The organism is Pseudomonas sp. W15Feb9B, from assembly GCF_000828175.1.
GTDB classification, from domain to species: domain Bacteria; phylum Pseudomonadota; class Gammaproteobacteria; order Pseudomonadales; family Pseudomonadaceae; genus Aquipseudomonas; species Aquipseudomonas parakoreensis.
In genome coordinates, this window is record NZ_JTKF01000025.1 from 84,883 (window position 1) to 108,804 (window position 23,922).

Below are 23,922 nucleotides of genomic sequence, written 5' to 3' on the forward strand. Positions count from 1 at the left end.
GTGGCGACTATTATGCGCGCCTTCGAATTCAGCCTAAACAAGGCGCAAACCCATGCTAGTACTGGGATTAGAAACCTCCTGCGACGAAACCGGTGTCGCATTATACGACAGTGAACGCGGCCTGCTGGCCGACGCGCTGTTCAGCCAGATCGACCTGCACCGCGTCTATGGCGGCGTGGTGCCGGAGCTGGCCTCGCGTGACCACGTCAAACGCATGCTGCCCTTGATTCGTCAGGTGTTGGCCGAGGCCGACTGCGTGCCGACCGAGATCGATGCGATCGCCTACACCGCAGGCCCGGGCCTGGTCGGCGCGTTGCTGGTCGGTGCTTCGTGCGCTCAGGCGCTGGCGTTTGCCTGGGGCATTCCGGCACTCGGTGTGCACCACATGGAGGGCCACTTGCTGGCGCCGATGCTGGAGCCAAAACCGCCGGAATTCCCGTTCGTCGCTTTGTTGGTGTCCGGTGGGCACACGCAACTGGTTCAGGTCGATGGAATTGGCCAATACAGCCTGCTCGGCGAGACCCTCGACGATGCCGCCGGTGAAGCGTTCGACAAAACCGCGAAAATGATGGGCCTCAATTATCCGGGCGGGCCGGAAATCGCCAAGCTGGCCGAGAAGGGCGTTGCGGGACGTTTCACCTTCCCGCGTCCGATGTGTGATCGCCCGGGCCTGGATTTCAGCTTCAGCGGCTTGAAGACCTTTGCCCTCAACACCTGGCAGCAATGCGTCAGCGCCGGGGACGACAGCGAGCAAGCCCGTTGCGACATTGCGCTGGCGTTCCAGCAGGCCGTGGTGGAGACTTTGACCATCAAATGCAAGCGGGCCCTGAAACACGCAGGCATGAAACGTCTGGTGATCGCTGGCGGCGTCAGTGCCAACAAGGCGTTGCGCGCTTCGCTGGAAAAGATGCTCGGCGATATGAAGGGCGATGTGTTTTACGCCCGTCCCGAGTTCTGCACCGACAATGGCGCGATGATCGCGTTTGCCGGTTGTCAGCGTTTGCAGGCCGGTCAGCAGGAAAGTCTGGCGATCAGCGTGCAGGCGCGCTGGCCGATGGAGCAGTTGTCGGCGCTGTAATGTGCGGCGCTCATGGGCGGTATTTAAAAATGCCGTTCGCGCCCGGCAAACAGGTCGCGTAGATTGCCGCGGTGGCGCCAGACGATCAGAAGCGTCAGCGCGCTCATCGGCAGCAGCGCCTCCGGCTCTTGCCATGCAAGTAGGGGCAAGGTCAGGGGCGTGGCGATCAGCGCCGCCAGCGAGCTGGTCCGGGTCAGGTAGAACGTCAGCAGCCAGGCGCACACCGCCAGCAGCGCGGCGGGTGGATACAGGCCCAGCAGCATGCCGGCAGCCGTGGCGACGCCTTTGCCGCCGCGAAAACGGAAATACAGCGGGAACAGGTGACCGATCACGGCGCACACGCCGATCCAGGCCTGATCCTGCAGCGAAAGGCCAGCGGCGGCTGCGATCAGCACCGGCAGCAGGCCTTTGCACAGATCACCGAGCAAGGTCAGGATCGCCAGTTTGCGACCGGCCAGGCGCAGCATGTTGGTGGCGCCGGCATTACCCGAGCCACTCATTCGCGGATCCGGATTTCCGGTCAGGCGGCTGAGCAAAATGGCGAAGGACAGAGAGCCGAGCAGGTAGGCGAGAGTCGCCAGTAACCAAAACATGCTAACTATTCCGGGCGAGGACGCCCTGATTCTAACGGCGCATTGCGCCCTTGTCGTGCAGCGGAGAGAAGTGCTTGGACAGAGTGTTTATCGAGGGCCTGGAAGTCGACACCGTGATCGGTGCCTATGACTGGGAGCGCGGCATCCGTCAGTGCTTGCGTCTTGATCTGAGCTTCGCCTGGGACAATCGTCCGGCTGCGGCCGGTGACGACCTGACTCTGGCGCTCGATTACGCCAGCGTTTCAACGCGCATCCAGGCCTTTGCCGAACAAGCGCAATATCAATTGGTCGAGACCTTTGCCGAGCGTCTGGTCGAAGTGCTGATGACCGAGTTCAAGATTACCTGGGTTCGCCTGAAACTGACCAAGCCGGGCGCCGTGCCGGCCGCCAAGGGTGGCGTGGGTGTGGAGATTGAGCGCGGATGTCGCTGACTCAGGTGTACCTCGGGCTCGGTAGCAATATCGAGCGCGAAACCCATTTGCGCGCCGGGCTCGACGCTTTGGCGACATTTCTGGTGGATATCCGCTGTTCGGCGGTGTTCGAGAGCCAGCCAGTGGGAATCAAGAGCGGACCGTTCTTCAATTTCGTAGTCTCGGCATATACCGATCTGCCGTTGATGGAACTGGATCGACGCCTGAAATTCATCGAGGCCGATAATGGTCGGTACGCCCCTGATCGCAAGGGGTTGCCGCTGGATATCGATGTGCTGCTGTACGGTGATCTGACGGGTAATTTCGACGGTTTGATCCTGCCGCGTGCCGAAATTCTGAAAAACGCCTTTGTGCTGTGGCCGCTGTCGCTGATTGCGCCGGACCGGGTGCATCCGGGTGTGGGAAAAAGCTTCGCGACGTTGTGGGCCGAGGCGCAGATTGATCAGGTTTTGGCGCCAGTTGGATTTGAATGGCGGGGCGAACAGCTCACGCCTTTGAACCTTTGAAGCAAAAGATCGCAGCCTGCGGCAGCTCCTACACGGGGACGCGCGTATCCATGTAGGAGCTGCCGCAGGCTGCGATCTTTTGATCTTGTTTCAAGCGTTCTCTTTGTACGCCTTCAACGCCTTGAGTCGCTCGCGTTTAAGCGCTTCGCCCAGTTCCGGGCCTTTGAATCCCTTCTCCAGCAACGGCTGCACTGCCACGCCACGCGCCGCACTGGCAGCGCCGCGTAGATAATCGGCCTGTGGATAACTGCGCTGTTCCAGCCCCTTGCGTCCGCGCGCATCCATCTCGCACGCGACGATGAACTCCTCGAAACGCTGCGGGCGACGATACACGTCAAAGCTCTGCAAAAGCTCCAGCAAGGTCGATGCCTTCAGCTCCAGGGCGCGGTGGCCGTGGGTGTGGTACTGGCCGACCAGCAACGCCAGTTCCTGACAGTCCTTTGGCGCCTTGAAGCGTTCGTTGACCGCTTTGATCAGCTTCAACCCCGTGTGTTCATGGGCGATGTGCCGTGGCCAGGCTTCTTCAGGAGTCAGGCCTTTGCCAAGATCGTGCAGCAGGCAGGCCCAGCGTACGGTTAGCGGTTGTTTGTGCAGCGCCGATTGTTCCAGCACGCTGAGTGTGTGGAGCCCGGTATCGATTTCCGGGTGATGCGCTTCCGGTTGCGGCACGCCAAACAGCGCGTCAACTTCCGGCATCAGTACTTTCAGCGCGCCGCAGTCGCGAAGCACCTGAATGAATACCTGTGGCTGATCCTCCATAAGCGCGCGGGAGATTTCTTTCCAGCTACGCTCGGCGGTCAACGCTTCCAGCTCGCCGGATTCGCTGAGCTGACGCATCAATTCCAGCGTTTCTGAGGCAACGGTGAAACCCAGTCCGGCATAACGCGCGGCAAAGCGCGCAACGCGCAATACCCGGAGCGGATCTTCGGCAAATGCGGGGGAAACGTGACGCAGAATGCGGGCTTCGAGATCGCGCTGGCCATGGTACGGATCCGTCAGGTTCTGCTGATCATCCTCGGCCATTGCATTGATGGTCAGGTCGCGGCGGATCAAGTCCTCTTCAAGGGTGACTTCGGGGCTGGCGTGAAAGGTGAAGCCGCCATAGCCGCGACCGCTTTTGCGTTCGGTGCGGGCGAGAGCGTATTCCTCGCCGGTTTGCGGGTGCAGGAATACCGGAAAATCCGCGCCAACCGGGCGATACCCCTTGGCGAGCATCTCCTCCGCCGTGGCGCCGACCACTACCCAATCAATATCGGTCACCGGTAACCCGAGCAAGCGATCGCGTACCGCACCGCCAACCTTGAAAATCTGCATAAAAAACCTCCGTTAGCCCGACAGGATAAACCTTGTGCCGGACTTTCGGAGGTCAGAACCGCAACTAGAGATGAATCACGGCCAGGTCGAGCCGACCGTAATCACCCTCGCTGTGTTCACTGCGGGGCGGCACGTGGTGGGTTTTCATGATCTGGTCGCCCTGCAGGGTTTCCAGATGAATGTCGAAGCCCCACAGCCGGTGCAGATGCTTGAGTACCTCATCGGTGGAGTCGCCCAGCGGTTTACGGTCGTGTTGCTGGTGACGCAAGGTCAGCGAGCGGTCGCCGCGTCGGTCGATGCTGTAGATCTGCACGTTCGGCTCACGGTTGCCGAGGTTGTACTGCGCAGCCAGGGTTTCACGGATGATCCGGTAACCGGTTTCGTCGTGGATCGCTGGCACCAGCAAATCGTCCTTCTGGTCGTCATCGAGGATGCTGAACAGCTTGAGGTCGCGGATGACCTTGGGTGACAAGTACTGCAGGATGAAGCTTTCGTCCTTGAAGCTGCTCATGGCGAACTTGATGGTCGAGAGCCAGTCGGAACCGGCAATGTCCGGGAACCAGCGCCGGTCTTCCTCGGTAGGGTTTTCGCACATGCGGCGGATGTCGCGATACATCGCAAAGCCCAGTGCGTAGGGGTTGATTCCGCTGTAATACGGGCTGTCGAAACCTGGCTGGAACACCACGCTGGTGTGCGAGGTAAGGAATTCCATCATGAAGCCGTCGGTTACCAGGCCTTCGTCATACAGATCGTTCATCAGCGTGTAGTGCCAGAACGTGGCCCAGCCTTCGTTCATCACCTGCGTCTGACGCTGTGGATAAAAATACTGGGCGATCTTGCGCACGATGCGCACGATCTCCCGTTGCCACGGCTCCAGCAACGGTGCGTGCTTCTCGATGAAATACAGGATGTTTTCCTGCGGTTCGGCCGGGAAGCGGGCGTTGTCCTTGTCGCTGTATTTGTCTGCGCCTTTGGGAATGGTGCGCCACAGATCGTTGATCTGCTTCTGCAGGTGCTCTTCGCGGTCCTTCTGCCGCCGACGTTCCTCTTCAGCAGAAATCGGATAAGGACGTTTGTAGCGGTCGACGCCGTAGTTCATCAGCGCATGGCAGGAGTCGAGCAGGTCCTCCACCGCATCGATACCGTGGCGCTCCTCGCACTGCATGATGTACTGCTTGGCGAACACCAGGTAATCGATGATCGAGCTGGCGTCGGTCCAGGTGCGGAACAGGTAGTTGCCCTTGAAGAAGCTGTTGTGGCCATAGCACGCGTGCGCCACAACCAGGGCCTGCATGCAGATGGTGTTTTCCTCCATCAGATAGGCGATGCAAGGGTCGGAGTTGATCACGATCTCGTAAGCCAGCCCCATTTGCCCGCGGCTGTAGGATTTCTCGGTGCTGAGGAAGTGTTTGCCGTAGGACCAGTGGTGATAGCCCAGTGGCATGCCAACCGAGGCATAGGCGTCCATCATCTGCTCGGCGGTGATCACTTCGATCTGGTTGGGGTAAGTATCCAGAGCATACCGGGCCGCAATCCGGGCGATCTCGCGGTCGTAGGCCTGAATCAGCTCGAACGTCCATTCGGAGCCGGTGGAAATGGGTTGGCGCTTCTGCTCTTTGGCGGTCATGTCACTAACCTGCGCTGGAAGAGTTCACGGAAGACCGGATAAATATCCCCGGCCGAGACCAGCTGCTGCTGGGCAAACGTGTCGGAAAAGGCTTCGGCGATGCGTTCGTATTCGTACCAGAGGGCCTGGTGTTCGCGTGGGGTGATCTCCACATAAGTGTAGTACTGCACAAACGGCATGATCTGGTTGATCAGGATGTCGCGGCAGATCGGTGAGTCGTCGTTCCAGTTGTCGCCGTCGGAAGCCTGCGCGGCGTAGATGTTCCACTCGTTGCTCGGATAACGCTCGGCCATGATCTCCTGCATCAGTTTCAGGGCGCTGGAGACGATGGTGCCGCCGGTTTCCCGCGAGTAGAAGAACTCTTCCTCGTCCACTTCCCGGGCGCTGGTGTGGTGGCGGATGAACACCACGTCGATCTTGTCGTAGTTACGTTTGAGGAACAGGTACAGCAGGATGAAAAAGCGTTTGGCAATGTCCTTGGTGGCCTGGGTCATCGAACCGGATACGTCCATCAGGCAGAACATCACCGCTTTGGAGCTGGGGTTGGGCTGCTTGACCAGCAGGTTGTATTTGAGGTCGAACGTATCGAGAAACGGCACGCGGTGGATGCGCGCGCTGAGTTTTTCGATTTCTGCCTCGAGTTCCTGAATATCGCCGAAGTTGTCCGGCTCTTCGCGTTTTAATCGCGCCAGTTCCTCTTTGGCCTCGCGCAGCTTGGCGCGGCTGCTGCCGGACAGGGCAATGCGCCGGGCATGGGCCGAGCGCAGGGTGCGGATGATGTTGATCCGCGACGGGTTGCCTTCGTTGCTGATCCCGGCGCGCACGGTCTTGAACGTGTCAGTCCCGCTGAGATTGCGTTTCACCAGATTCGGCAGTTCGAGGTCTTCGAACATGAATTCGAGGAATTCTTCCTGAGTGATCTGGAAAACGAATTCGTCCATGCCCTCGCCGGAATTGCCAGCCTTGCCGGGACCGCGTCCGCCGCCCCCTCCCGGTGGTCGGGCGATGTGTTCGCCGGCAGTGAATTCCTTGTTGCCGGGGTGAACCACGGTCTGTTTGCCGCCGCGACCGTGGTGAAGCACCGGTTCGTCGATGTCGCGACCGGGAATGCTGATCTGCTCACCGTGTTCCATGTCAGTGATGGAACGCCGGCTGACCGCCTCTTCGACAGCCTTCTTGATGTGGTCACGGTAACGCCGCAGGAAGCGCTGGCGGTTCACCGTGCTCTTGTTCTTGCCATTGAGACGTCGGTCGATCACATAGCTCATGACTGCTCCTTAGAAGCTGTCCTGCTAAGGCGGGAGCGGTCATGCAGCATTGAGCCGAATGCCAGGGGACGTACACGCTCCCCCAAGCGCTCTGGATGCTGCCTGTACCTCGCTACCGACTTGCGAACACCTTCCAGAGGCCTGTGTAGCAGAAAATGCAGGCACAGGCCTCGGGCTGACGACAACCGGTCTGACCGGCCGCGGTTTACTGTGACTTTCTGACCCGCAGGTACCACTCGGACAGCAGTCGTACCTGTTTGTCGGTGTAGCCGCGTTCGACCATTCGAGTAACGAAGTCGTTGTGTTTCTGTTGATCCTCTTTGCTGGCCTTGGCATTGAAGCTGATGACTGGCAGCAGGTCTTCGGTGTTGGAGAACATTTTCTTCTCGATGACCACTCGCAGTTTTTCGTAGCTGAGCCAGGTCGGGTTCTTGCCGTTGTTGTTGGCCCGGGCGCGCAATACGAAGTTGACGATCTCGTTGCGGAAATCCTTCGGATTGCTGATGCCGGCCGGTTTCTCGATTTTCTCCAGTTCTTCGTTCAAGGCGACGCGGTTGAGAATCTCGCCGGTTTCCGGATCGCGGTATTCCTGATCCTGAATCCAGAAGTCCGCATACAGCACGTAGCGGTCGAAGATGTTCTGCCCGTACTCGCTGTAAGACTCCAGGTAAGCGGTCTGGATCTCCTTGCCGATGAATTCGATATAACGCGGCGCCAGGTACTCCTTGAGGTAGCGCAGGTAGCGTTCACGGGTTTCAGCCTGGAACTGTTCCTGTTCGATCTGCTGTTCCAGCACGTACAGCAGGTGTACCGGGTTGGCGGCGATTTCATGCGGATCGAAGTTGAACACTTTGGACAGGATCTTGAAGGCAAAGCGGGTCGACAGACCGTTCATGCCTTCGTCGACGCCGGCCGAATCGCGGTATTCCTGAATCGACTTGGCCTTCGGATCGGTGTCTTTTAGGTTTTCCCCGTCGTAGACACGCATCTTCGAATAGATGTTGGAGTTTTCCGGCTCCTTGAGGCGCGACAGCACAGTGAACTGCGCCAGCATCTTCAGGGTATCGGGTGCGCAGTGGGCCTTCGCCAGCGAACTGTTGAACAGCAACTTGTCGTAGATCTTCACTTCGTCACTGACCCGCAGGCAGTACGGCACTTTGACGATATAGATCCGGTCGATGAAGGCTTCGTTGTTCTTGTTGTTGCGGAAGGTGTGCCATTCCGATTCGTTGGAGTGCGCGAGCAGGATCCCGGTGAACGGAATCGCACCGAGGCCTTCGGTACTGTTGTAGTTGCCTTCCTGGGTGGCGGTCAGCAATGGGTGCAGCACCTTGATCGGTGCCTTGAACATTTCGACGAATTCCATCAGGCCCTGGTTGGCCCGGCACAGCGCGCCGGAGTAGCTGTAGGCGTCAGCGTCGTTCTGTGGGTATTCCTCGAGTTTGCGGATGTCGACCTTGCCCACCAGTGCGGAGATGTCCTGGTTGTTCTCGTCGCCCGGTTCGGTCTTGGCCACGGCGATCTGATTGAGGATCGACGGGTACAGCTTGACCACGCGGAACTGGCTGATGTCACCGCCGAATTCAGCCAGGCGTTTGGTCGCCCACGGCGACATGATGGTGTTCAGATAGCGCCGTGGAATGCCGAAGTCTTCCTCGAGGATCGCGCCATCTTCGGTGGCGTTGAACAGACCCAGAGGTGATTCGAATACCGGCGAGCCCTTGATCGCATAGAAGGGCACTTTTTCCATCAACTGTTTCAGCTTCTCGGCCAGGGACGATTTACCGCCACCTACGGGGCCGAGCAGGTAGAGAATCTGTTTCTTCTCTTCCAGGCCTTGGGCGGCATGGCGGAAATACGAGACGATCTGGTCGATGCATTCTTCCATCCCGTGGAAGTCTTCAAAGGCCGGATAGCGACGAATCACCTTGTTGGAGAAGATCCGCGACAGCCGCGAGTTGGTCGACGTATCGAGCAGCTCGGGTTCGCCAATAGCCATCAGTAGACGCTCGGCGGCGGAAACGTAAGCGCTGCGATCCTTTTTGCACAGCTCCAGGTACTCCTGCAGCGAGAGTTCTTCCTGGCGTGTGGACTCGAAGCGTTGTTGGAAGTGGCTAAAGATACTCATGACGTCACCTCGCTCGATACGTGGAGCCGACGCCGGATCACTCAGTCGATGCTGGCAAGCAGCCGCGGTGGCCGCTTGTTTACCCCCCAGAACACTTTCGCGGTCGACAACCTTGAAAGTCACTCCCGATGACCCGTGCGCCGGTGTACCGGCTCTCCCCTGTTTTGGATGGCCTGGGCTTAAGGATAGTTGGGAATTCGAGAGGTAAAGGCGAGATACGTAATTAGTTGTGGCAGACCGTTCGTCTGTCACGCGCAGGCCCGCGTGAGCCGGGGCCTGCGCGTGACAAAAAAATTATTCGGCGCCGCCTTGCGCGGTTTCCGCAGGATAAGTCGTACGCCACAGCTCGAAGCCGCCGTCCATGCTGTAGACGTCGGAGAAGCCCTGGCTGATCAGGTAAGCCGCAGCGTTCTGGCTGGAGTTGCCGTGATAGCAGACCACCACTAGCGGTGCGTCGAGATCGGCGTTACGGATGAATTCCGAGATCGAGTGGTTATCCAGATGGGTCGAGCCGGCGATGTGCAGCGCGGCATAGGTTTGCGGGTCGCGGATGTCGACCACCACTGCGCCTTGTTCACGCAGGGCCTGGGCCTGTTCCGGGGGGATTCGTTTGAATTCGCTCATGGCGGGTTCCTGTAGCTCGGCAGAATGCGCAGTCTAACGCGGGACGCTGACTGGCGACGTTTCGGGGATAAGTGGGGCGACGGTCGGGGCAAGTCCGCCGTGCTCATCGCATTTGCACGACACGCGCTCGCCGCTGTCGACGTTCATCAGGGTCAGGCTGCCGCCCCAGACACAACCGGTGTCCAGTGCCGAGACGCCCGGTTCACGGACATCGCCTTCCAGTGCGGCCCAGTGGCCGAAAATGATCCGCAGGCCACGGGTTTTACGCTCCTTGTGCTGGAACCATGGCTTGTAGCCGGGCGGGGCAGTATCCAGGCCTTCCTTGCTTTTAAGATCGAGCTTGCCGTCGGCGGTGCAGAAGCGCATGCGGGTGAAATAGTTGGTGATCACGCGCAAACGGGTCACGCCGGTGAGATCACTGTCCCACTTCGCCGGCTCGTTGCCGTACATGCCATCGAGGTACAACGGAAACAGGTTGTCGTCACGCAGCGCGGCTTCGGCTTCGGCGGCGTACTTCAAGGCCTTGCGCAACGACCACTGCGGGGGGATGCCCGCGTGCACCATGGCGACTTCGCGCTGTTCGTCGTAGTGCATGAGTTTCTGTTGGCGCAGCCATTCGAGCAGGTCAGCCGCATCGGGGGCTTCGAGAATCTCGCGCAGGGTGTCGGATTTCTTCAGGCGCTCGATGTTGTTGGCGGCGGCGAGCAGATGCAGATCGTGGTTGCCGAGTACGCAGACCAGTGAGTCGCGCATGCCGTAGAGAAACCGCAGGGTTTCCAGCGATTGAGGGCCACGGTTGACCAGATCGCCGACCAGCCACAGCCGATCAAGCCTGGGGTCGAACGCGACTTGCTTGAGCAGGCATTTGAGCGGTGCAAGGCAGCCTTGCAGGTCGCCGACGGCGTACGTCGTCATCAGTGCAGGGCTCCAGGCACGGCGAGGCGAAAAGGCTTGATGATTGCGTCGAAATGCTTGCCATCGTCGGCGACCATTTCGTAGGTGCCCTGCATGGTGCCGACCTTGGTGGTCATCACTGTGCCGCTGCTGTAGGTGTGGCTTTTGCCGACCTCGATCAGCGGTTGCTGGCCGACAACGCCGGCGCCGCGAACCTCTTCGACATGCCCGTCACCGTCGGTGATCACCCAGTGCCGTGACATCAGGCGGGCGGGCTTTTCGCCATTGTTCTGTACGGTGATGGTGTAGGCGAAGGCGAAGCGGTCATGCTCGGGTTGCGACTGGTCTGCCAGATAATGGGTAACGACGCTGACATCGACCTGATAACGGGAATCGGACATGCAAAAGGGCCTTAACGAAGCGGAACGCGTGGCGTAGCTGATGAAGAGTCAGTCTAGGCAAGTATCGGGCAGTAAACCAGAGTGGCGTCCTGCCCGATAGCGTTCATCGCCGGTCAGTCGGCGACAGGAGTTTGCGGGGCTTGTTCGCTGAGCTTGTCGGCCAGGCGCACGAATGCGGCCAGGTCCAGTTGCTCGGGGCGCAGGCTGCCATCGACACCGGCGGCTTCGATCTCGGCAGCGGTCATCAATTGCTTGAGGGTGTTGCGCAGGGTCTTGCGACGCTGGTTGAAGGCTTCGCGAACGACGCGCTCCAGCAGGCGATGATCCTTGGCCGGGTGCGGCAGCACCGCGTGCGGCACCAGACGGACGATGGCTGAGTCGACCTTCGGCGGCGGATTGAACGCGCCCGGGCCGACGTTGAACAGGTGCTCCACGCGGCAGTGGTACTGAACCATGATCGACAGGCGCCCCCAGTCGCCGCCGCCCGGGCCTGCGGCCAGACGCTCGACCACTTCCTTCTGCAGCATGAAGTGCATGTCGCGAATGATGCCGGCGTTGTTCAGCAGATGGAAAATCAGCGGCGTGGAAATGTTGTAAGGCAGGTTGCCCACCACACGCAGACTGTTCGGCGCGGCGTTGAGGCTGTTGAAGTCGAACTTCAGCGCATCGCCCTGATGCAGGTTGAAGTTGCTCTTGCCGGCGAACTGCTGGTTGAGAATCGGGATCAGGTCCTTGTCCAGTTCCACCACGTCGAGTTGCGCGCCGGAGTTGAGGATGCCGGCGGTCAGTGCGCCCTGGCCCGGGCCGATTTCCAGCATGCGGTCGTCAGGCTTGGCGCTGATGGAGCGCAGGATGCGGTCGATGACGCCGGCATCGTGCAGGAAGTTCTGGCCAAAGCGTTTGCGCGCCTTGTGTTGGTATTGCTCGGTCATAAACGGGTCTCGGCCATCTGGTAGGCGGTTTCCAGGGCGACCTGCAGGCTGCCGGTGTCGATCTTGCCGCTGCCGGCCAGATCCAGGGCAGTGCCGTGGTCGACCGACGTGCGGATGATCGGCAGGCCGAGGGTCACGTTGACCGCCGCGCCGAAGCCTTTGTACTTCAGCACGGGCAGGCCCTGGTCGTGGTACATCGCCAGCACTGCGTCGCAGTGCTCCAGATATTTGGGGGTAAACAGAGTGTCGGCAGGCAGCGGGCCACGGAGGTCCATGCCCTCGCCGCGCAGGCGCTCCAATGTCGGTTCGATGATGTCGATTTCTTCATGACCCAGGTGTCCGCCTTCACCGGCGTGCGGGTTGAGTCCGCAGACCAGAATGCGTGGCCGGGCGATGCCGAACTTCTCTTGCAGGTCGGCATGCAGAATTCGCGTGACCCGCTCCAGCCGCTCCGGGGTGATTGCATCGGCAATCTCGCGCAGGGGCAGGTGAGTGGTGACCAGGGCCACGCGCAAACCGCGAGTAGCGAGCATCATCACCACTTGGGCGGTGTGGGTCAGGTCGGCGAGGAATTCCGTGTGTCCGGAGAACGGGATACCGGATTCGTTGATCACGCCCTTGTGTACCGGAGCGGTGATCATCCCGGCGAAGTCGCCGTTCAGGCAGCCGTTGCCGGCACGGGTCAGGGTTTCGAGGACGAAGGCGGCGTTAGCCTTGTTCAGTTGTCCAGCGACCACCGGAGCGCTGAGTGGAGTGTCCCAGACATACAGGCTACCGGCGGGGGCTGGAACAGCCGGCCAGTTGTCAGGCGCAACCTCAAGCAAAGTGACGGCCAGCCCCAACTGCGCGGCCCGCTCGGTGAGCAGGTCGCGGCTGGTGATGGCAATCAGGGGATGTGGCTGGGCTTGCGAGGCGAGCAGCAGGCACAGGTCGGGACCGATGCCGGCTGGTTCGCCGGGTGTCAGCGCGAAACGCTTGGGTTTCACTGCGCTGCCTGGTCTGCACCAGGGAGTTTGATTTCTACGTAGGCTTCTTCACGAATCTGACGCAGCCAGTTTTGCAGCTCTTCATCGTATTTTTTGTTACGCAGAACATTCATTGCTTGTTGCTCGCGTGCCGATTCGGTGCTGTCGGTGGCGCGGCGGCCAAGGACTTCCAGGACGTGCCAGCCGTACTGGGTCTGGAACGGCTTGGACAGCTGACCTTGTGGGGTCTTGGCCATCACTTCGCGGAATTCCGGTACCAGTGCGTTCGGGTCGATCCAGTTCAGGTCGCCGCCGTTGAGTGCCGAACCCGGGTCTTCGGAGTAGTTCTTCGCCAGTTCAGCGAAGTCTTCACCGGCGAGGATGCGCTCGTACAGCGATTGCACCAGGGCTTTGGTCTTGGCTTCGTCACGGATCGGGCTTGGCTTGACCAGGATGTGGCGCACATGCACCTCATCACGCATCTGCGCTTCGCCACCCCGTTTGGCCAGCAACTTGAGGATGATGAAACCACCCGGGGTACGTGCAGGCTGAGTGATGTCGCCAACGGCCATGCTGCTCAGCTCACGGTCGAACGGCGGTGGCAGTTGCGCAGCTTTACGCCAGCCCATGTCGCCACCTTCCAGAGCGTTGTCGCTGCCGGATTTGGCCACGGCCAGTTGACCGAAGTCAGCGCCTTGCTTGAGCTTCTGGTAAACGTCCATCGCCTGACGGTAAGCGCTCTGAATCGCTTCAGAACTGGCGCTTTCCGGCGTCGGGATCAGGATGTTGGCCAGGTGCAGTTCTTCGGACAGCTGCATCTTGCCCAGGTCGGAGGCGAGGAAGTTCTTCACTTCCTGCTCGGAGACCTGGATGCGCTCTGCCACGCGACGCTGACGCACACGGCTGATGATCATCTCGCGCTTGATCTGGTCACGGGCGTCGTCATAGGACAAACCGTCGTGAGCCAGGGCAGCGCGGAATTGATCCACGGTCATGTTGTTGCGCTGGGCGATGGTGCCGACTGCCTGGTTCAGCTCTTCGTCGGTAATGCGGATCCCGGAACGCTCGCCGATCTGCAGTTGCAGGTTTTCGACGATCAGGCGCTCGAGCACCTGCTGATCCAGCACGCCCGGCGGCGGCATGCCGCCGCCGCGCTTGGCGATGGTCTGCTGAACTTCATGGACACGCTGGTCCAGCTGGCTCTGCATGACCACGTCGTTATCAACGATCGCAACCACTTTATCGATGGACTGTACTGCGGCGTTGGCCGCAGTACCCAGGAACAGCGCGCCCAGCAACAGCGGGCGCAGAGAATCAGAAAGCTTGATCTTCACGTTGACGATAACCTTGGATGCCTTTGTCGAGGAAGCTCTCTACCTTGGCGCCAGTCAGGCCGCCGAGTCCCTTCAGAACAATTTGGAGGAAGACGCCGTGGTCGCCTTTTTCGTTTTGCGGAGCTTCCTGACTGAATTCGTCATAGGAAACCCAGTAACGGTTGATCAGGCGCAGTTTCCAGCAGCAGTTGTCGTACTCGAAACCACCAAAGGCTTCCAGCGTACGGTTGCGGTTGTAGTCGTACTGCCAGCGGCTGATCGCGCTCCACTGCGGAACGATCGGCCAGATGACCGAGAAGTCATGCTGCTGGATCTTGTAGTAATCCTTCACGTAGCCAGGCTGCCCCGGGGTGCCGTAGTCGCCACCACCCACCGACCATTTGCCGGTGGTCTGATCGTAACGAACCTGGTCGTTGCGATAGCGATAACCGACGTTGACCACCTTGTTCGGGTTGTCTTCTGGCTGGTAATGGAACATCGCGCTGCCGGAACGCGGGCTGCGGCTGTCCGGATCCCAGTTGTAATCGGCCGTGGTGCGCCAATCGCGGTTCCAGCGGTATTCGTATTCCAGCGCGTATGGCGACACGTCGGACTGGGCATCCTTGCGATCCTTGAACGCAATGCCTGGCAGTTGGACTTCACGATCCTTGAAGTAGTACGCCTGACCGACGCTGATGCGCTGACGCTCGAATCCATCGTCTTCGATCCAGCGGCTGGTCACACCCAGCGACAGCTTGTTCTCGTCGCCGACACGGTCGGCACCGGAGAAGCGGTTGTCACGGAACAGCGACGCGTAGTTGAAGGTGTATTCGCTGGTGTCGAATACCGGAATGTCTTCCTGATCAACCTTGGGTACATAGAGGTAGAACAGGCGCGGTTCCAGGGTCTGGCGATAGTTCTTGCCGAAGTACGACGTGTTGCGGTCGAAGTACAGGCCGCTGTCGACGCTGGCGATCGGTACGCCACGGCTCTGATTACGACTATAGTTTTCGCCGGCCAGCAGGGTGTCTTTCCCACGCTGATCCAGATCAAGGTCGTACTGGGTGTACTGGTACTTGAGCGATGGCTTCAGGAAACCATAGGTCCAGTTCATCGGCAGGCTGACGCCTGGTTTCAGATTCAGACGGTCGCCATTGGCGCGCGCCAGACCCTGTACGTTGGTATCGAGGCGTGGCGATACGTTGCCGTCTTCATCCGTAAAGCTTCCTGTTTTCAGATCACGATCAAACCGCACAAGCTCGGTCTCGTAATCGAAATTCAAACCTTCCGGGTGATACGGCAGTTGACCATTGAAGGTGATCTGCGGCAGACGACCGTACGGCGTAATGTTCGAAACGGTCGCGAGTTGGTACTGCTGAGCGTTCAACATGGCGGTGTACGAGTCGCCACGGTAGGTCACCGAACCCTGCTGGTTCACATAGTCAGCGCTCTTCACACCGATCTGATCGGTGCTCAGGTCCTGGAAGTAGTACGGATCGCTGATCTTGGTGTAGTCAACCTGGGTGAACACACGGGAGTCGAGACCGCCCTTGTGCTGCCAGTTGTACATGTAGCGATTTTTTTCGTAATCGGTCTGCTTGCTGCGATCGGTATCTTCGTCGTTCAGATACGCCGCACCGAACTGGCCTTCGCTGGACTTGGTCAGGTAACGGAACTCGCCTTCGACCAGCATGCCGCGCTTGCTCATATAGCGCGGGTACAACGTGGCATCGTAGTTCGGCGCCAGGTTGAAGTAGTACGGAGTCACCAGCATGAAGCCGGTGTCGCTGCCGGTGCCGATGGTCGGCGGCAGGAAGCCCGACTGACGACGGTCGTCGATCGGGAAGTAGATGTACGGCGTGTACAGGATCGGAATGTCCTTGACCCGCAGTGTCACGTTGGTCGCGGTACCGAAGCCGGTGGCCGGGTTCAGGGTGATGTTGTTGCCCTTGAGCTGCCACGCGTTGCTGTTCGGCTCACACGTGGTGTACGTGCCGTCCTTCAAGCGGATGATCGCGTTCTCGGCACGCTTGGCGTACAGCGCGTTACCGCGGATGCGCGATTTGTGCATCACGTATTCGGCGTTGTCGACCTTGGCTTCACCGGTGTCGAGCTGCACATCGGCGTGGTCGCCGACGATCAGTGCACCGTTGTCGCGAATGCGCACGTCGCCATTGAGTTCGGCACGGCTCTCGGCCTGATACAGGCTGGCCTCGTCGGACTCGACCTGCATGCTGCCCTGACGCAGGACCACGTCGCCGGCCAGCGTACCCACCTGATCTTCGGTGTTGTAGCGCGAGGCCTTGGCGCCGATAAAGGTCGGTGCGTCACTTTTATTCGTCTTGTCATTCATGCCAGGACGAATCGGTTCGATATAGGAACCAGAGCAGTAAGGACCGGTCTCGGCCAATTGGGCGGCGGTGAGCTTCTCGCGCGGAACCCAGTCGAGGTGACTGTAGTCTTCGCTACGTGATTTCAGGCCGCGGCCCTTGGCTTCGGTGACCAGCACAGGCTTGGCGCCGCTGTCGGCAGTCGAACCGTTCTGGGCCGGGGCTTCGCCGGCGGCGCTGACGGCGCTGCCGTCATGCACCGGACGCGGCGGCAATGCAGCTGCCGGCGTCTTGGGCGCACACGCCCAGCCACCCGTTGCCGAGACGGCGCAGTCATACTGCTCGGCGGCAACAACGAATTGACTGGCCAGAGGTTGCATAGCCAGCAGACTGCCGGTTACCAACAACGGAAATTTTTTACGAAACGCGGGGGATTTCAATGCCATCTTATTAGTCCGGGCTTCCTGCGTGCCATCTGCCCGCGGTGTGGGCCGCACGCCTCTCGATGGTCTGAAAAAGATGCTGGATAATAAAGCATGACCCGCTTGACGGCTAGCGCCGTCGGAGACCCTTGCAATGCCTGACCAAGATGTACGCTTGCAACACCTGAAAGTTTGGCTCGATGAGCAGTTGGCAATCCTGTTTGCAGATCAAGGCTGGGGCACCGTGCCCCCGGCCACGTTGACCGCGGCCAGCAGCGACGCGAGTTTCCGCCGGTATTTCCGTTGGGAAGGCGCGGGCCGCAGTTTCGTCGTGATGGACGCGCCACCGCCCCAGGAAAACTGCAAACCGTTCGTGGATATCGCCTTTTTGCTGGCGAAATCCGGAATTAACGTGCCGAAAATTTATGCAGAAGACCTCGAACGCGGTTTTCTTTTGCTCAATGACCTGGGCAACAAGACCTATCTCGACGTGATCGACGGCGAAAATGCCGATGCTTTGTTCAGCGATGCCTTGCAGGCACTGTTGGCTTTTCAGCAATTGCCGATGGTTGCACCGCTGCCGAGCTACGACGTCGCGCTGCTGCGCCGTGAGCTGGAACTGTTCCCCGAGTGGTACGTGAAGCGCGAACTCGGCATCGAGTTCGACGCGGCACAGCAGCAACAATGGCAGTCCGTCAGCGAGCTGCTGATCGACAGCGCACTGGCCCAGCCGAAAGTCCTGGTGCACCGCGACTACATGCCGCGCAACCTGATGCTCAGCGAGCCGAATCCCGGCGTGCTGGACTTTCAGGATGCGGTCTACGGCCCGGTCACCTACGACGTCACCTGCCTGTTCAAGGACGCCTTCCTCAGCTGGCCTGAAGAGCGCGTGCGCGGCTGGCTGGAAAGTTACTGGCAGCAAGCCTCGGCGCTGGACATTCCGGTGCACGCCGACTTCGAAGACTTCCTGCGTGCCAGCGACCTGATGGGCGTACAACGCCACCTGAAAGTCATCGGCATCTTTGCGCGCATCTGCCATCGCGATGGCAAACCGCGCTACCTGGCCGACGTGCCGCGTTTCTTCGCCTATATAGAAGCGGTGATTGTGCGTCGTCCTGAACTGGCGGATCTGCAGGCATTGCTCGCCAGTCTGCGTGGCGGAGTGGCCGCATGAAGGCGATGATTCTGGCGGCAGGCAAGGGCGAGCGCATGCGCCCGCTGACCCTGAGCACCCCGAAACCGCTGGTGCGTGCCGGCGGCGTGCCATTGATCGAATACCATCTGCGCGCACTGGCGGCGGCTGGTTTCAGTGAAATCGTGATCAACCATGCCTGGCTCGGTCAGCAGATCGAGGATTACCTGGGCGACGGTTCGCAGTTTGGCGTGAGCATCCAGTACTCGCCGGAAGGCGAGCCGCTGGAAACCGGCGGCGGGATTTTCCGTGCTTTGCCGTTGCTCGCTGACGACGCCTTTTTGGTGGTCAACGGCGATATCTGGACCGACTATGACTTCAGCGTACTGCACCAACCGATCAGCGGTCTGGCGCATCTGGTGCTGGCGGACAACCCGGCCCACCACCCGCAAGGCGATTTCACCTTGACCAACGGTCAGGTGATCGATGGCCAACCGGACGCGGCAACCCTGACCTACAGCGGCATCGCCGTCCTGCATCCGCAGTTGTTCGATGGCTGCACGCAAGGAGCCTTCAAGCTTGCACCGTTGCTGCGCAAAGCCATGGCAGACGGGCAGGTCAGCGGTGAACGTCTGAAAGGCCATTGGGTGGATGTCGGCACGCATGAGCGTCTGGCCGAAGCCGAAGCATTGATAGAAGCGAGTCGTTGATATGTTGTGGCCAGGGACTCTGATTGGAGCCGGAGCGGGTTTTGCGATCGCCAGCATTCCGGGGGCCATGCTTGGGGCATTGTTGGGACAGGCGCTGGATCGGCGCCTGCACCTGCAAAGCTGGGGGCACTTGCGGGAAAAACTCGGCGGACGGCCGATGTTGCGCAACGACGAATTGTTGTTCGTGTTGCTCGGGCGTCTGGCCAAGAGTGACGGGCGAGTGACGGACGGCCATATCCAGCAGGCGCGCAATGAAATGAACGCGCTGGAAATGAGCGAGCCGGCGCGGCGGCGGGCGATTGCTGCGTTCAATCGTGGCAAGTCCGGCGGCGACCGCCTGCGCGGTTATCTGCGGCGCCTGAGTGCTCAGCCGCATGCCGCCGAAGGTGTGTTGCGCGCCTGCTGGCGGATGGTCTGGGCCGACGGTCGTGCGGGCGTCAGTGAGCGCGAATTATTGGCGCAGTGGGGCAAGTGGCTGGGCTGGACGACGCACCAGATCCAGGCGCTGGCCAATGATTACGAGCCGAATAAACGGCCGATTGTCAGTGCGGCGGTGAGTTATCAGGAAGCGATGCGCCTGCTCGGCGTGTCGGCGACCAGCGAGCCGGCACAGATCAAGCGCGCCTATCGACGTCTGCTCAGTCGTCATCACCCGGACAAGATCGCCGGCAGCGGAGCGACGCCTGAGCAGGTGCGCGAGGCGACCGAGAAAACCCGTGAGTTGCACAACGCGTTTACCCTGATTCGGGCGCGGCGGGATTTTCGCTAGCGATCAAAAGAGCAAAAGATCGCAGCCTGCGGCAGCTCCTACAGGAAAGGCATTCCGAGGTAGGAGCTGGCGCAGGCTGCGATCTTTTGCTTTTGTTTCTATCAGTCAGTCTTCTGCGGATTCAACCAGCCACGCACCCGCCGAAACAGCTGTTCCTGCTCAGCCTTTTTATCCGGCAACGCCTTGAGCGCCACCTGGCTGAACGCCGAAGTCTTCAGGCGCTTGCTGGCCTGCATGCGCTCCAGTGCCGCGTTGCGATCCAGCGCCTTGTCCATGTAGAAAATATCCGCCGTCGGCAACTTCAGGGTCGGCGTCAGCTCGGCCAATTGTGGCTTGGCCTTGCTCGGCGTTTGCGCATCGACCATCAGCAGTTTCTCGACTTGAGCAGTCTGCCGCTCGCTGAGGAAGCGTGCGGCCCAGTAGGCACCTGTGCCGTGACCGAGGACCACGACCCGGCGTGCGCTTTGTTGCTCGGCGTAGGCAATGGCCGCGTCGATCCGCGCAAAGATTCGCTCGGCATCGGCCTTGGATTGTTCTTCAGTCGTTTCGGCCACGACCTGATCCGCCACGTCCGCTTCGCCGCCCGCGGCCTGTTCGATCGGTTGCGCGGTGGTGGCATCCTTGCTGCCACTTTCCGCGGCTTTCGGCGCGGCGGCGGGCGCAATCACGCGTGGGGCGATGACATCGCTTTGCAGATCCGGCAGGGTGATACTCAGGCTGCTCCACTCGACGTCAGGCAATTTGTTGCGCAGCGGGCCGATCACTTGCGGCCAGTCAGCGGTTTCGCCGGCGCCAGGGACAATAATCACTGCACCTTTGGGTTCGGCAGTGTTGGCCGGTTTCCACAGGGCGAGGAAAGTGTCGGCGCCGGCCTGCAGTTGCTGCTGTTCTTGTGCCGGGACTTTGCGTTCGAGTGCTGCGGCTTCTTCCTGACTACGCTCAAGCAGTGGCTGGCGTTCGGCGGGTTTTTCGGCGGCCGGTTGCTCGACGGAGGAGGCGGGCGCCGGATCGGCGGCTTCGACGGAAAACGCACAAGGCAGGATCAGCGACAGGCACAATGCTGGCATTGCCAGGCGATAGACAGAGGGCATCGGTTATTCCAGGCCAGAAAAGTATCCCGGCAGCCTAATGGGTTGGTCAGAATTTGTCAGTGTACGAGACTTCAATGATGCGTTTTTGCTGCCTGTGGGTTATCGGCGGGTTGTGTTTTCCCTTGATGGGCTGGGCGGCGTCTGCGCCGGCGGCGCATGCAGCGCTGTTGACGCCCGCCGAGCAGCAATGGCTGGCGCAGCACCGTGAGTTGCGTGTGGGCCTGGTGCTGCAGGCGCCGTACGCGCAATACGACCGACGTCTGCAGCGCTTGTCCGGGGCCAATGTCGAATTGATGAAGTCACTGGCCAAGACCTTGAACGTCGAGTTGAGCTGGCGCAATTTTCAGGATCTGGCGCAACTGGAGGAGGCCGCCCGCGACGGCGAAATCGACATCGCCCCGGGCCTGACCCAGACCCCGGGTGCACTGCGTCTGTGGCAGTTTTCCGATCCCTACATGCGGGTGCCGCAACTGGTGGTCAGCGACCAGAAGAGCGGCGGCGTGGTCGAGCTGGAAAAACTCGACAGCCTGTCGCGCGTCGCCGTGCGCATGCCCAGCGTGACGGCAGACTATTTGCGCAGCACCTATCCCCATCTGAATCTGCAAGGCGTGCCGCTGGAGCGTCAGGCGCTACAACTGCTGTTGACCCAGCAGGCGTCCTACGCCGTGGTGGATGAAGCGCAACTCGGACGGTTGTCTGCCGAACCTGAGTTCGCCGGGTTGGTGGTGGTCGGCGATATCGGCTTGCCGCAGCTGTTGCGGATTGCCACACGGCGCGACTGGCCGGCGTTGGCCGGCATTGTTGAAAGTGCTCTGCGGGCGATTCCTGCGAAGGATCTGGAACGCCTGCACACGCAATGGCTGCAACCCAAATACCCGCGTCTGTCGGAGTCGCCGGGGTTCTGGCAGAACCTCAGTTTGCTGTTTGCGGTGTTGTTGCTCAGTTGTGTGGCCATTGTGGTCTGGCAACGACGCCAGCAACACAGTCTCGAACACCGCCTGCTGGCCGCCCGGGAAGACATCGCCCTGCGCGCGGCCAGCGAAGAAGCCTTGCGCCTGACCCAGTTTTCCATCGATCAAAGTACTGTCGGCATTCTTTGGGTCAACTGGGACAGCCATGTGCGTTACGCCAACCGCGCGGCGGAAAGCATGCTCGGTTATCCACAGGGCGCGTTGATCGAACGGCCGCTGATCGATTTCGAACCCGGTCTGCACATGGACCGCTGGCTCAACCTGTGGAAACGCGCGCGGGCCAGTGAAGAAGGACCGCTGAGCTTTGAAACCAGCTGCGTGCGCGCTGATGGCAGCATCCTGCCGGCGGACGTTTCGCTGAGTTTTCTGCGCTTTCGCGACAGCGAGTATCTGGTGGTTTATCTCACCGACGTCACCGAGCGTCGCCGCGCGCTGGCCGCGTTACAGGAAAGTGAAGCGCGCCTGCAAGGCATCGCCGCCAACGTACCGGGGCTGGTGTTTCGCCTGGAGCGGGCGCCAGTGACCGGGCAGATCGATTTCGCCTACATCAGCGAGGGCAGCGAGAGTCTGGTCGGCTACGCGCCGGCCGCCATTGCGCACCGTGATATGGGCTTGCGCAGCCTGGTGCACCCGGACGACAAGGCCAGTTACCACCAGACCCAGGACCAGGCACTGGACACCGACAGTGACTGGTCGTGGCAGGGCCGCATCCTCACCCGTCAGGGTGAACAGCGCTGGGCCGAGATCAAGGCAATCACCCGCCAGCTGGAGGATGGCGCCTATGTCTGGGATGGCATCGTCTGGGACATCAGCGAAAGCAAGCGCATCGAACTGGAACTGGCGGCGTCCCGCGAGCAGCTGCGCGAGCTGTCGGCGCACCTGGAAAGCGTGCGTGAAGAAGAGAAGGCACGCATCGCCCGCGAAGTGCACGATGAACTGGGGCAGATGCTCACGGTGCTGAAACTGGAAACCTCGATGTGCGAGCTGGCCTACGCGCAACTCGATCCGGGCCTGCACGAACGGTTGAACAGCATGAAACGCCTGATCGCCCAGTTATTCCAGCTGGTGCGCGATGTGGCGACGGCGCTGCGCCCGCCGATCCTCGATGCCGGGATCGCCTCGGCAATCGAGTGGCAGGCGCGGCGATTCGAGGCGCGCACGCAGATTCCATGTCTGGTGCAGGTACCGGACAATCTGCCGGTGCTCAGCGACGCCAAGGCGATCGGGCTGTTCCGCATCCTGCAGGAGGCGCTGACCAATGTGATGCGCCACGCCCAAGCGCATACTGTGGAGCTGACGCTGGCGCTGAAAGGCGACGAGTTGTGTCTGACGGTCAGCGACGATGGCGCAGGCTTTGTCGCGACGGCGCAGCGGCCGACATCCTTTGGCCTGGTCGGCATGCGCGAGCGGGTGTTGATCATGGGCGGGCGGCTGGTGCTTGAGAGTGAGCCGGGCGAGGGCACCAGTCTGACGGTGTGGGTGCCGGTGAGTGAGGTTTGAAGGTTTGTGGTGTTTGAGCTGACGCTATCGCGAGCAGGCTCGCTCCCACAGGGTTTGGTGTGTACCTGAAATCTGGAGAGAAAATTTGATCCGTGTACTGGTAGCCGAAGACCACACCATCGTCCGGGAAGGCATCAAGCAATTGATCGGCCTGGCCAAGGACCTGCAAGTGGTGGGGGAGGCGAGCAATGGCGAGCAGCTCCTCGAAACCTTGCGCAGTGTGCCGTGCGAGGTGGTGCTGCTGGACATCTCTATGCCTGGCGTCAACGGCCTGGAGGCGATCCCGCGGATTCGCGCGTTGAACAATCCACCGGCGATTCTGGTGCTGTCGATGCACGATGAAGCGCAAATGGCCGCCCGCGCGCTGAAGGTCGGCGCTGCTGGCTATGCGACCAAAGACAGTGATCCGGCGTTGCTGCTGACGGCGATTCGCAAGGTCGCGGCGGGTGGGCGCTACATTGACCCGGAGCTGGCCGACCGGATGGTCTTCGAGGTCGGCCTGACCGACACGCGACCGTTGCATTCGCTGCTGTCCGAGCGCGAATTCTCGGTGTTCGAACGCCTGGCCCAGGGCGCCAACGTCAATGACATCGCCCAGCAACTGGCGCTGAGCAGCAAGACCATCAGCACCCACAAGGCGCGGCTGATGCAGAAGCTCAACATCACCTCGCTGGCCGAACTGGTCAAATACGCGATGGAACACAAACTCCTTTAGCAACACTGTAGAACTTGTGGGAGCTGGCTTGCCAGCGATGACGGACTGTCTGCTAATTCAATGCCGACTGACCCACCGCTATCGCTGGCAAGCCAGCTCCCACAGGTTCAGTGTCAGCATGCCCATTAGCGACAGCCTGTAAATCCGCTAAAGCCTTTACTTGCAGCTTGCAGCCCATCGCTTGCCGCTGCGCTTGCCAAAACGCGCC

General features: G+C 60.5%; 21 protein-coding genes. 8 read left to right on the plus strand and 13 right to left on the minus strand.

Annotated elements, in window-relative coordinates; all coding sequences use genetic code 11:
• Positions 1–52: 52 nt before the first annotated feature.
• Entirely contained in the window at positions 53–1,078 is a 1,026-nt protein-coding gene (gene tsaD / locus OC71_RS13815) for a tRNA (adenosine(37)-N6)-threonylcarbamoyltransferase complex transferase subunit TsaD (protein ID WP_041070038.1), read from the plus strand.
• Between the two features lie 23 nt (positions 1,079–1,101).
• Here tsaD and plsY read toward each other — a convergent pair whose 3' ends face one another.
• A complete protein-coding gene (gene plsY / locus OC71_RS13820; RefSeq protein ID WP_041070041.1) occupies positions 1,102–1,671 on the minus strand; it encodes a glycerol-3-phosphate 1-O-acyltransferase PlsY in 570 nt (189 codons plus the stop codon).
• 74 nt (positions 1,672–1,745) lie between these two features.
• Between plsY and folB the strand changes: the two genes are divergently transcribed.
• Together folB and folK are read left to right on the plus strand one after the other, a co-directional pair.
• Complete coding sequence (folB, locus tag OC71_RS13825) at positions 1,746–2,102, plus strand: dihydroneopterin aldolase (protein WP_041070044.1); 357 nt, start codon at positions 1,746–1,748, stop codon at positions 2,100–2,102.
• Entirely contained in the window at positions 2,093–2,608 is a 516-nt protein-coding gene (gene folK, locus OC71_RS13830; RefSeq protein ID WP_041070047.1) for a 2-amino-4-hydroxy-6-hydroxymethyldihydropteridine diphosphokinase, read from the plus strand. Before folB ends, folK begins: the two co-directional genes overlap by 10 nt.
• Positions 2,609–2,698: 90 nt before the next feature.
• Here folK and OC71_RS13835 read toward each other — a convergent pair whose 3' ends face one another.
• The 11 genes from OC71_RS13835 to OC71_RS13885 all read right to left on the minus strand — a co-directional run bounded on the left by OC71_RS13835 (position 2,699) and on the right by OC71_RS13885 (position 16,850).
• Positions 2,699–3,922: a multifunctional CCA addition/repair protein gene (locus OC71_RS13835; protein ID WP_041070050.1), complete on the minus strand. Its 1,224-nt coding sequence runs from the start codon at positions 3,920–3,922 to the stop codon at positions 2,699–2,701.
• Between the two features lie 64 nt (positions 3,923–3,986).
• A complete protein-coding gene (locus OC71_RS13840; RefSeq protein WP_041070053.1) occupies positions 3,987–5,549 on the minus strand; it encodes a SpoVR family protein in 1,563 nt (520 codons plus the stop codon).
• Positions 5,546–6,817: a YeaH/YhbH family protein gene (locus tag OC71_RS13845; protein ID WP_041070055.1), complete on the minus strand. Its 1,272-nt coding sequence runs from the start codon at positions 6,815–6,817 to the stop codon at positions 5,546–5,548. Before OC71_RS13845 ends, OC71_RS13840 begins: the two co-directional genes overlap by 4 nt.
• Positions 6,818–7,022: 205 nt before the next feature.
• Positions 7,023–8,945, minus strand: a complete 1,923-nt coding sequence (locus tag OC71_RS13850; RefSeq protein ID WP_003228848.1) for a PrkA family serine protein kinase — start codon at positions 8,943–8,945, stop codon at positions 7,023–7,025.
• Between the two features lie 294 nt (positions 8,946–9,239).
• Positions 9,240–9,569, minus strand: a complete 330-nt coding sequence (glpE, locus tag OC71_RS13855; protein ID WP_041070058.1) for a thiosulfate sulfurtransferase GlpE — start codon at positions 9,567–9,569, stop codon at positions 9,240–9,242.
• A gap of 33 nt (positions 9,570–9,602) precedes the next feature.
• Positions 9,603–10,484: a symmetrical bis(5'-nucleosyl)-tetraphosphatase gene (locus OC71_RS13860; protein ID WP_041070062.1), complete on the minus strand. Its 882-nt coding sequence runs from the start codon at positions 10,482–10,484 to the stop codon at positions 9,603–9,605.
• Complete coding sequence (gene apaG, locus OC71_RS13865) at positions 10,484–10,864, minus strand: Co2+/Mg2+ efflux protein ApaG (RefSeq protein ID WP_041070065.1); 381 nt, start codon at positions 10,862–10,864, stop codon at positions 10,484–10,486. Before apaG ends, OC71_RS13860 begins: the two co-directional genes overlap by 1 nt.
• 113 nt (positions 10,865–10,977) lie before the next feature.
• The gene (gene rsmA / locus OC71_RS13870; RefSeq protein WP_041070068.1) at positions 10,978–11,796 is read right to left on the minus strand and encodes a 16S rRNA (adenine(1518)-N(6)/adenine(1519)-N(6))-dimethyltransferase RsmA; all 819 of its coding nucleotides are present in this window, start codon (positions 11,794–11,796) and stop codon (positions 10,978–10,980) included.
• The gene (pdxA, locus tag OC71_RS13875) at positions 11,793–12,782 is read right to left on the minus strand and encodes a 4-hydroxythreonine-4-phosphate dehydrogenase PdxA (RefSeq protein ID WP_041070072.1); all 990 of its coding nucleotides are present in this window, start codon (positions 12,780–12,782) and stop codon (positions 11,793–11,795) included. Before pdxA ends, rsmA begins: the two co-directional genes overlap by 4 nt.
• Positions 12,779–14,095 carry a peptidylprolyl isomerase SurA gene (gene surA / locus OC71_RS13880; RefSeq protein ID WP_041070075.1) on the minus strand — a complete coding sequence of 439 codons (1,317 nt, stop codon included), beginning with the start codon at positions 14,093–14,095 and terminating at the stop codon, positions 12,779–12,781. Before surA ends, pdxA begins: the two co-directional genes overlap by 4 nt.
• The gene (locus OC71_RS13885; protein WP_041070078.1) at positions 14,076–16,850 is read right to left on the minus strand and encodes an LPS-assembly protein LptD; all 2,775 of its coding nucleotides are present in this window, start codon (positions 16,848–16,850) and stop codon (positions 14,076–14,078) included. Before OC71_RS13885 ends, surA begins: the two co-directional genes overlap by 20 nt.
• 130 nt (positions 16,851–16,980) lie before the next feature.
• On the opposite strand from OC71_RS13885, the gene OC71_RS13890 reads away from it, so the two are divergent.
• Genes OC71_RS13890 through OC71_RS13900 form a run of 3 tightly spaced genes read left to right on the plus strand, consistent with a single transcriptional unit; the run spans position 16,981 to position 19,437 of the window.
• Positions 16,981–18,000, plus strand: a complete 1,020-nt coding sequence (locus OC71_RS13890) for an aminoglycoside phosphotransferase family protein (protein WP_041070081.1) — start codon at positions 16,981–16,983, stop codon at positions 17,998–18,000.
• A complete protein-coding gene (gene murU, locus OC71_RS13895) occupies positions 17,997–18,668 on the plus strand; it encodes an N-acetylmuramate alpha-1-phosphate uridylyltransferase MurU (protein ID WP_041070084.1) in 672 nt (223 codons plus the stop codon). The genes OC71_RS13890 and murU overlap by 4 nt, the downstream gene beginning before the upstream one ends.
• Before the next feature lies 1 nt (position 18,669).
• Complete coding sequence (locus OC71_RS13900) at positions 18,670–19,437, plus strand: TerB family tellurite resistance protein (RefSeq protein ID WP_041070087.1); 768 nt, start codon at positions 18,670–18,672, stop codon at positions 19,435–19,437.
• 101 nt (positions 19,438–19,538) lie between these two features.
• Here OC71_RS13900 and OC71_RS13905 read toward each other — a convergent pair whose 3' ends face one another.
• Positions 19,539–20,528, minus strand: a complete 990-nt coding sequence (locus tag OC71_RS13905; RefSeq protein ID WP_041070089.1) for an alpha/beta hydrolase family protein — start codon at positions 20,526–20,528, stop codon at positions 19,539–19,541.
• A gap of 74 nt (positions 20,529–20,602) precedes the next feature.
• On the opposite strand from OC71_RS13905, the gene OC71_RS13910 reads away from it, so the two are divergent.
• Positions 20,603–22,999: a PAS domain S-box protein gene (locus OC71_RS13910; RefSeq protein ID WP_041070091.1), complete on the plus strand. Its 2,397-nt coding sequence runs from the start codon at positions 20,603–20,605 to the stop codon at positions 22,997–22,999.
• A gap of 85 nt (positions 23,000–23,084) precedes the next feature.
• Positions 23,085–23,714 carry a response regulator transcription factor gene (locus tag OC71_RS13915; protein ID WP_003228820.1) on the plus strand — a complete coding sequence of 210 codons (630 nt, stop codon included), beginning with the start codon at positions 23,085–23,087 and terminating at the stop codon, positions 23,712–23,714.
• Positions 23,715–23,922: the final 208 nt, after the last annotated feature.

Coding starts and splice junctions, on each gene's coding strand:
- OC71_RS13885 (WP_041070078.1), bottom strand. CDS start 16,850: ATGGCATTGAAATCCCCCGCGTTTCGTAAAAAATTTCCGTTGTTGGTA.
- OC71_RS13890 (WP_041070081.1), top strand. CDS start 16,981: ATGCCTGACCAAGATGTACGCTTGCAACACCTGAAAGTTTGGCTCGAT.
- rsmA (WP_041070068.1), bottom strand. CDS start 11,796: ATGACCGAGCAATACCAACACAAGGCGCGCAAACGCTTTGGCCAGAAC.
- murU (WP_041070084.1), top strand. CDS start 17,997: ATGAAGGCGATGATTCTGGCGGCAGGCAAGGGCGAGCGCATGCGCCCG.
- OC71_RS13905 (WP_041070089.1), bottom strand. CDS start 20,528: ATGCCCTCTGTCTATCGCCTGGCAATGCCAGCATTGTGCCTGTCGCTG.
- OC71_RS13910 (WP_041070091.1), top strand. CDS start 20,603: ATGATGCGTTTTTGCTGCCTGTGGGTTATCGGCGGGTTGTGTTTTCCC.
- OC71_RS13850 (WP_003228848.1), bottom strand. CDS start 8,945: ATGAGTATCTTTAGCCACTTCCAACAACGCTTCGAGTCCACACGCCAG.
- OC71_RS13900 (WP_041070087.1), top strand. CDS start 18,670: ATGTTGTGGCCAGGGACTCTGATTGGAGCCGGAGCGGGTTTTGCGATC.
- plsY (WP_041070041.1), bottom strand. CDS start 1,671: ATGTTTTGGTTACTGGCGACTCTCGCCTACCTGCTCGGCTCTCTGTCC.
- tsaD (WP_041070038.1), top strand. CDS start 53: ATGCTAGTACTGGGATTAGAAACCTCCTGCGACGAAACCGGTGTCGCA.
- folK (WP_041070047.1), top strand. CDS start 2,093: ATGTCGCTGACTCAGGTGTACCTCGGGCTCGGTAGCAATATCGAGCGC.
- OC71_RS13860 (WP_041070062.1), bottom strand. CDS start 10,484: ATGACGACGTACGCCGTCGGCGACCTGCAAGGCTGCCTTGCACCGCTC.
- glpE (WP_041070058.1), bottom strand. CDS start 9,569: ATGAGCGAATTCAAACGAATCCCCCCGGAACAGGCCCAGGCCCTGCGT.
- OC71_RS13845 (WP_041070055.1), bottom strand. CDS start 6,817: ATGAGCTATGTGATCGACCGACGTCTCAATGGCAAGAACAAGAGCACG.
- OC71_RS13835 (WP_041070050.1), bottom strand. CDS start 3,922: ATGCAGATTTTCAAGGTTGGCGGTGCGGTACGCGATCGCTTGCTCGGG.
- OC71_RS13840 (WP_041070053.1), bottom strand. CDS start 5,549: ATGACCGCCAAAGAGCAGAAGCGCCAACCCATTTCCACCGGCTCCGAA.
- apaG (WP_041070065.1), bottom strand. CDS start 10,864: ATGTCCGATTCCCGTTATCAGGTCGATGTCAGCGTCGTTACCCATTAT.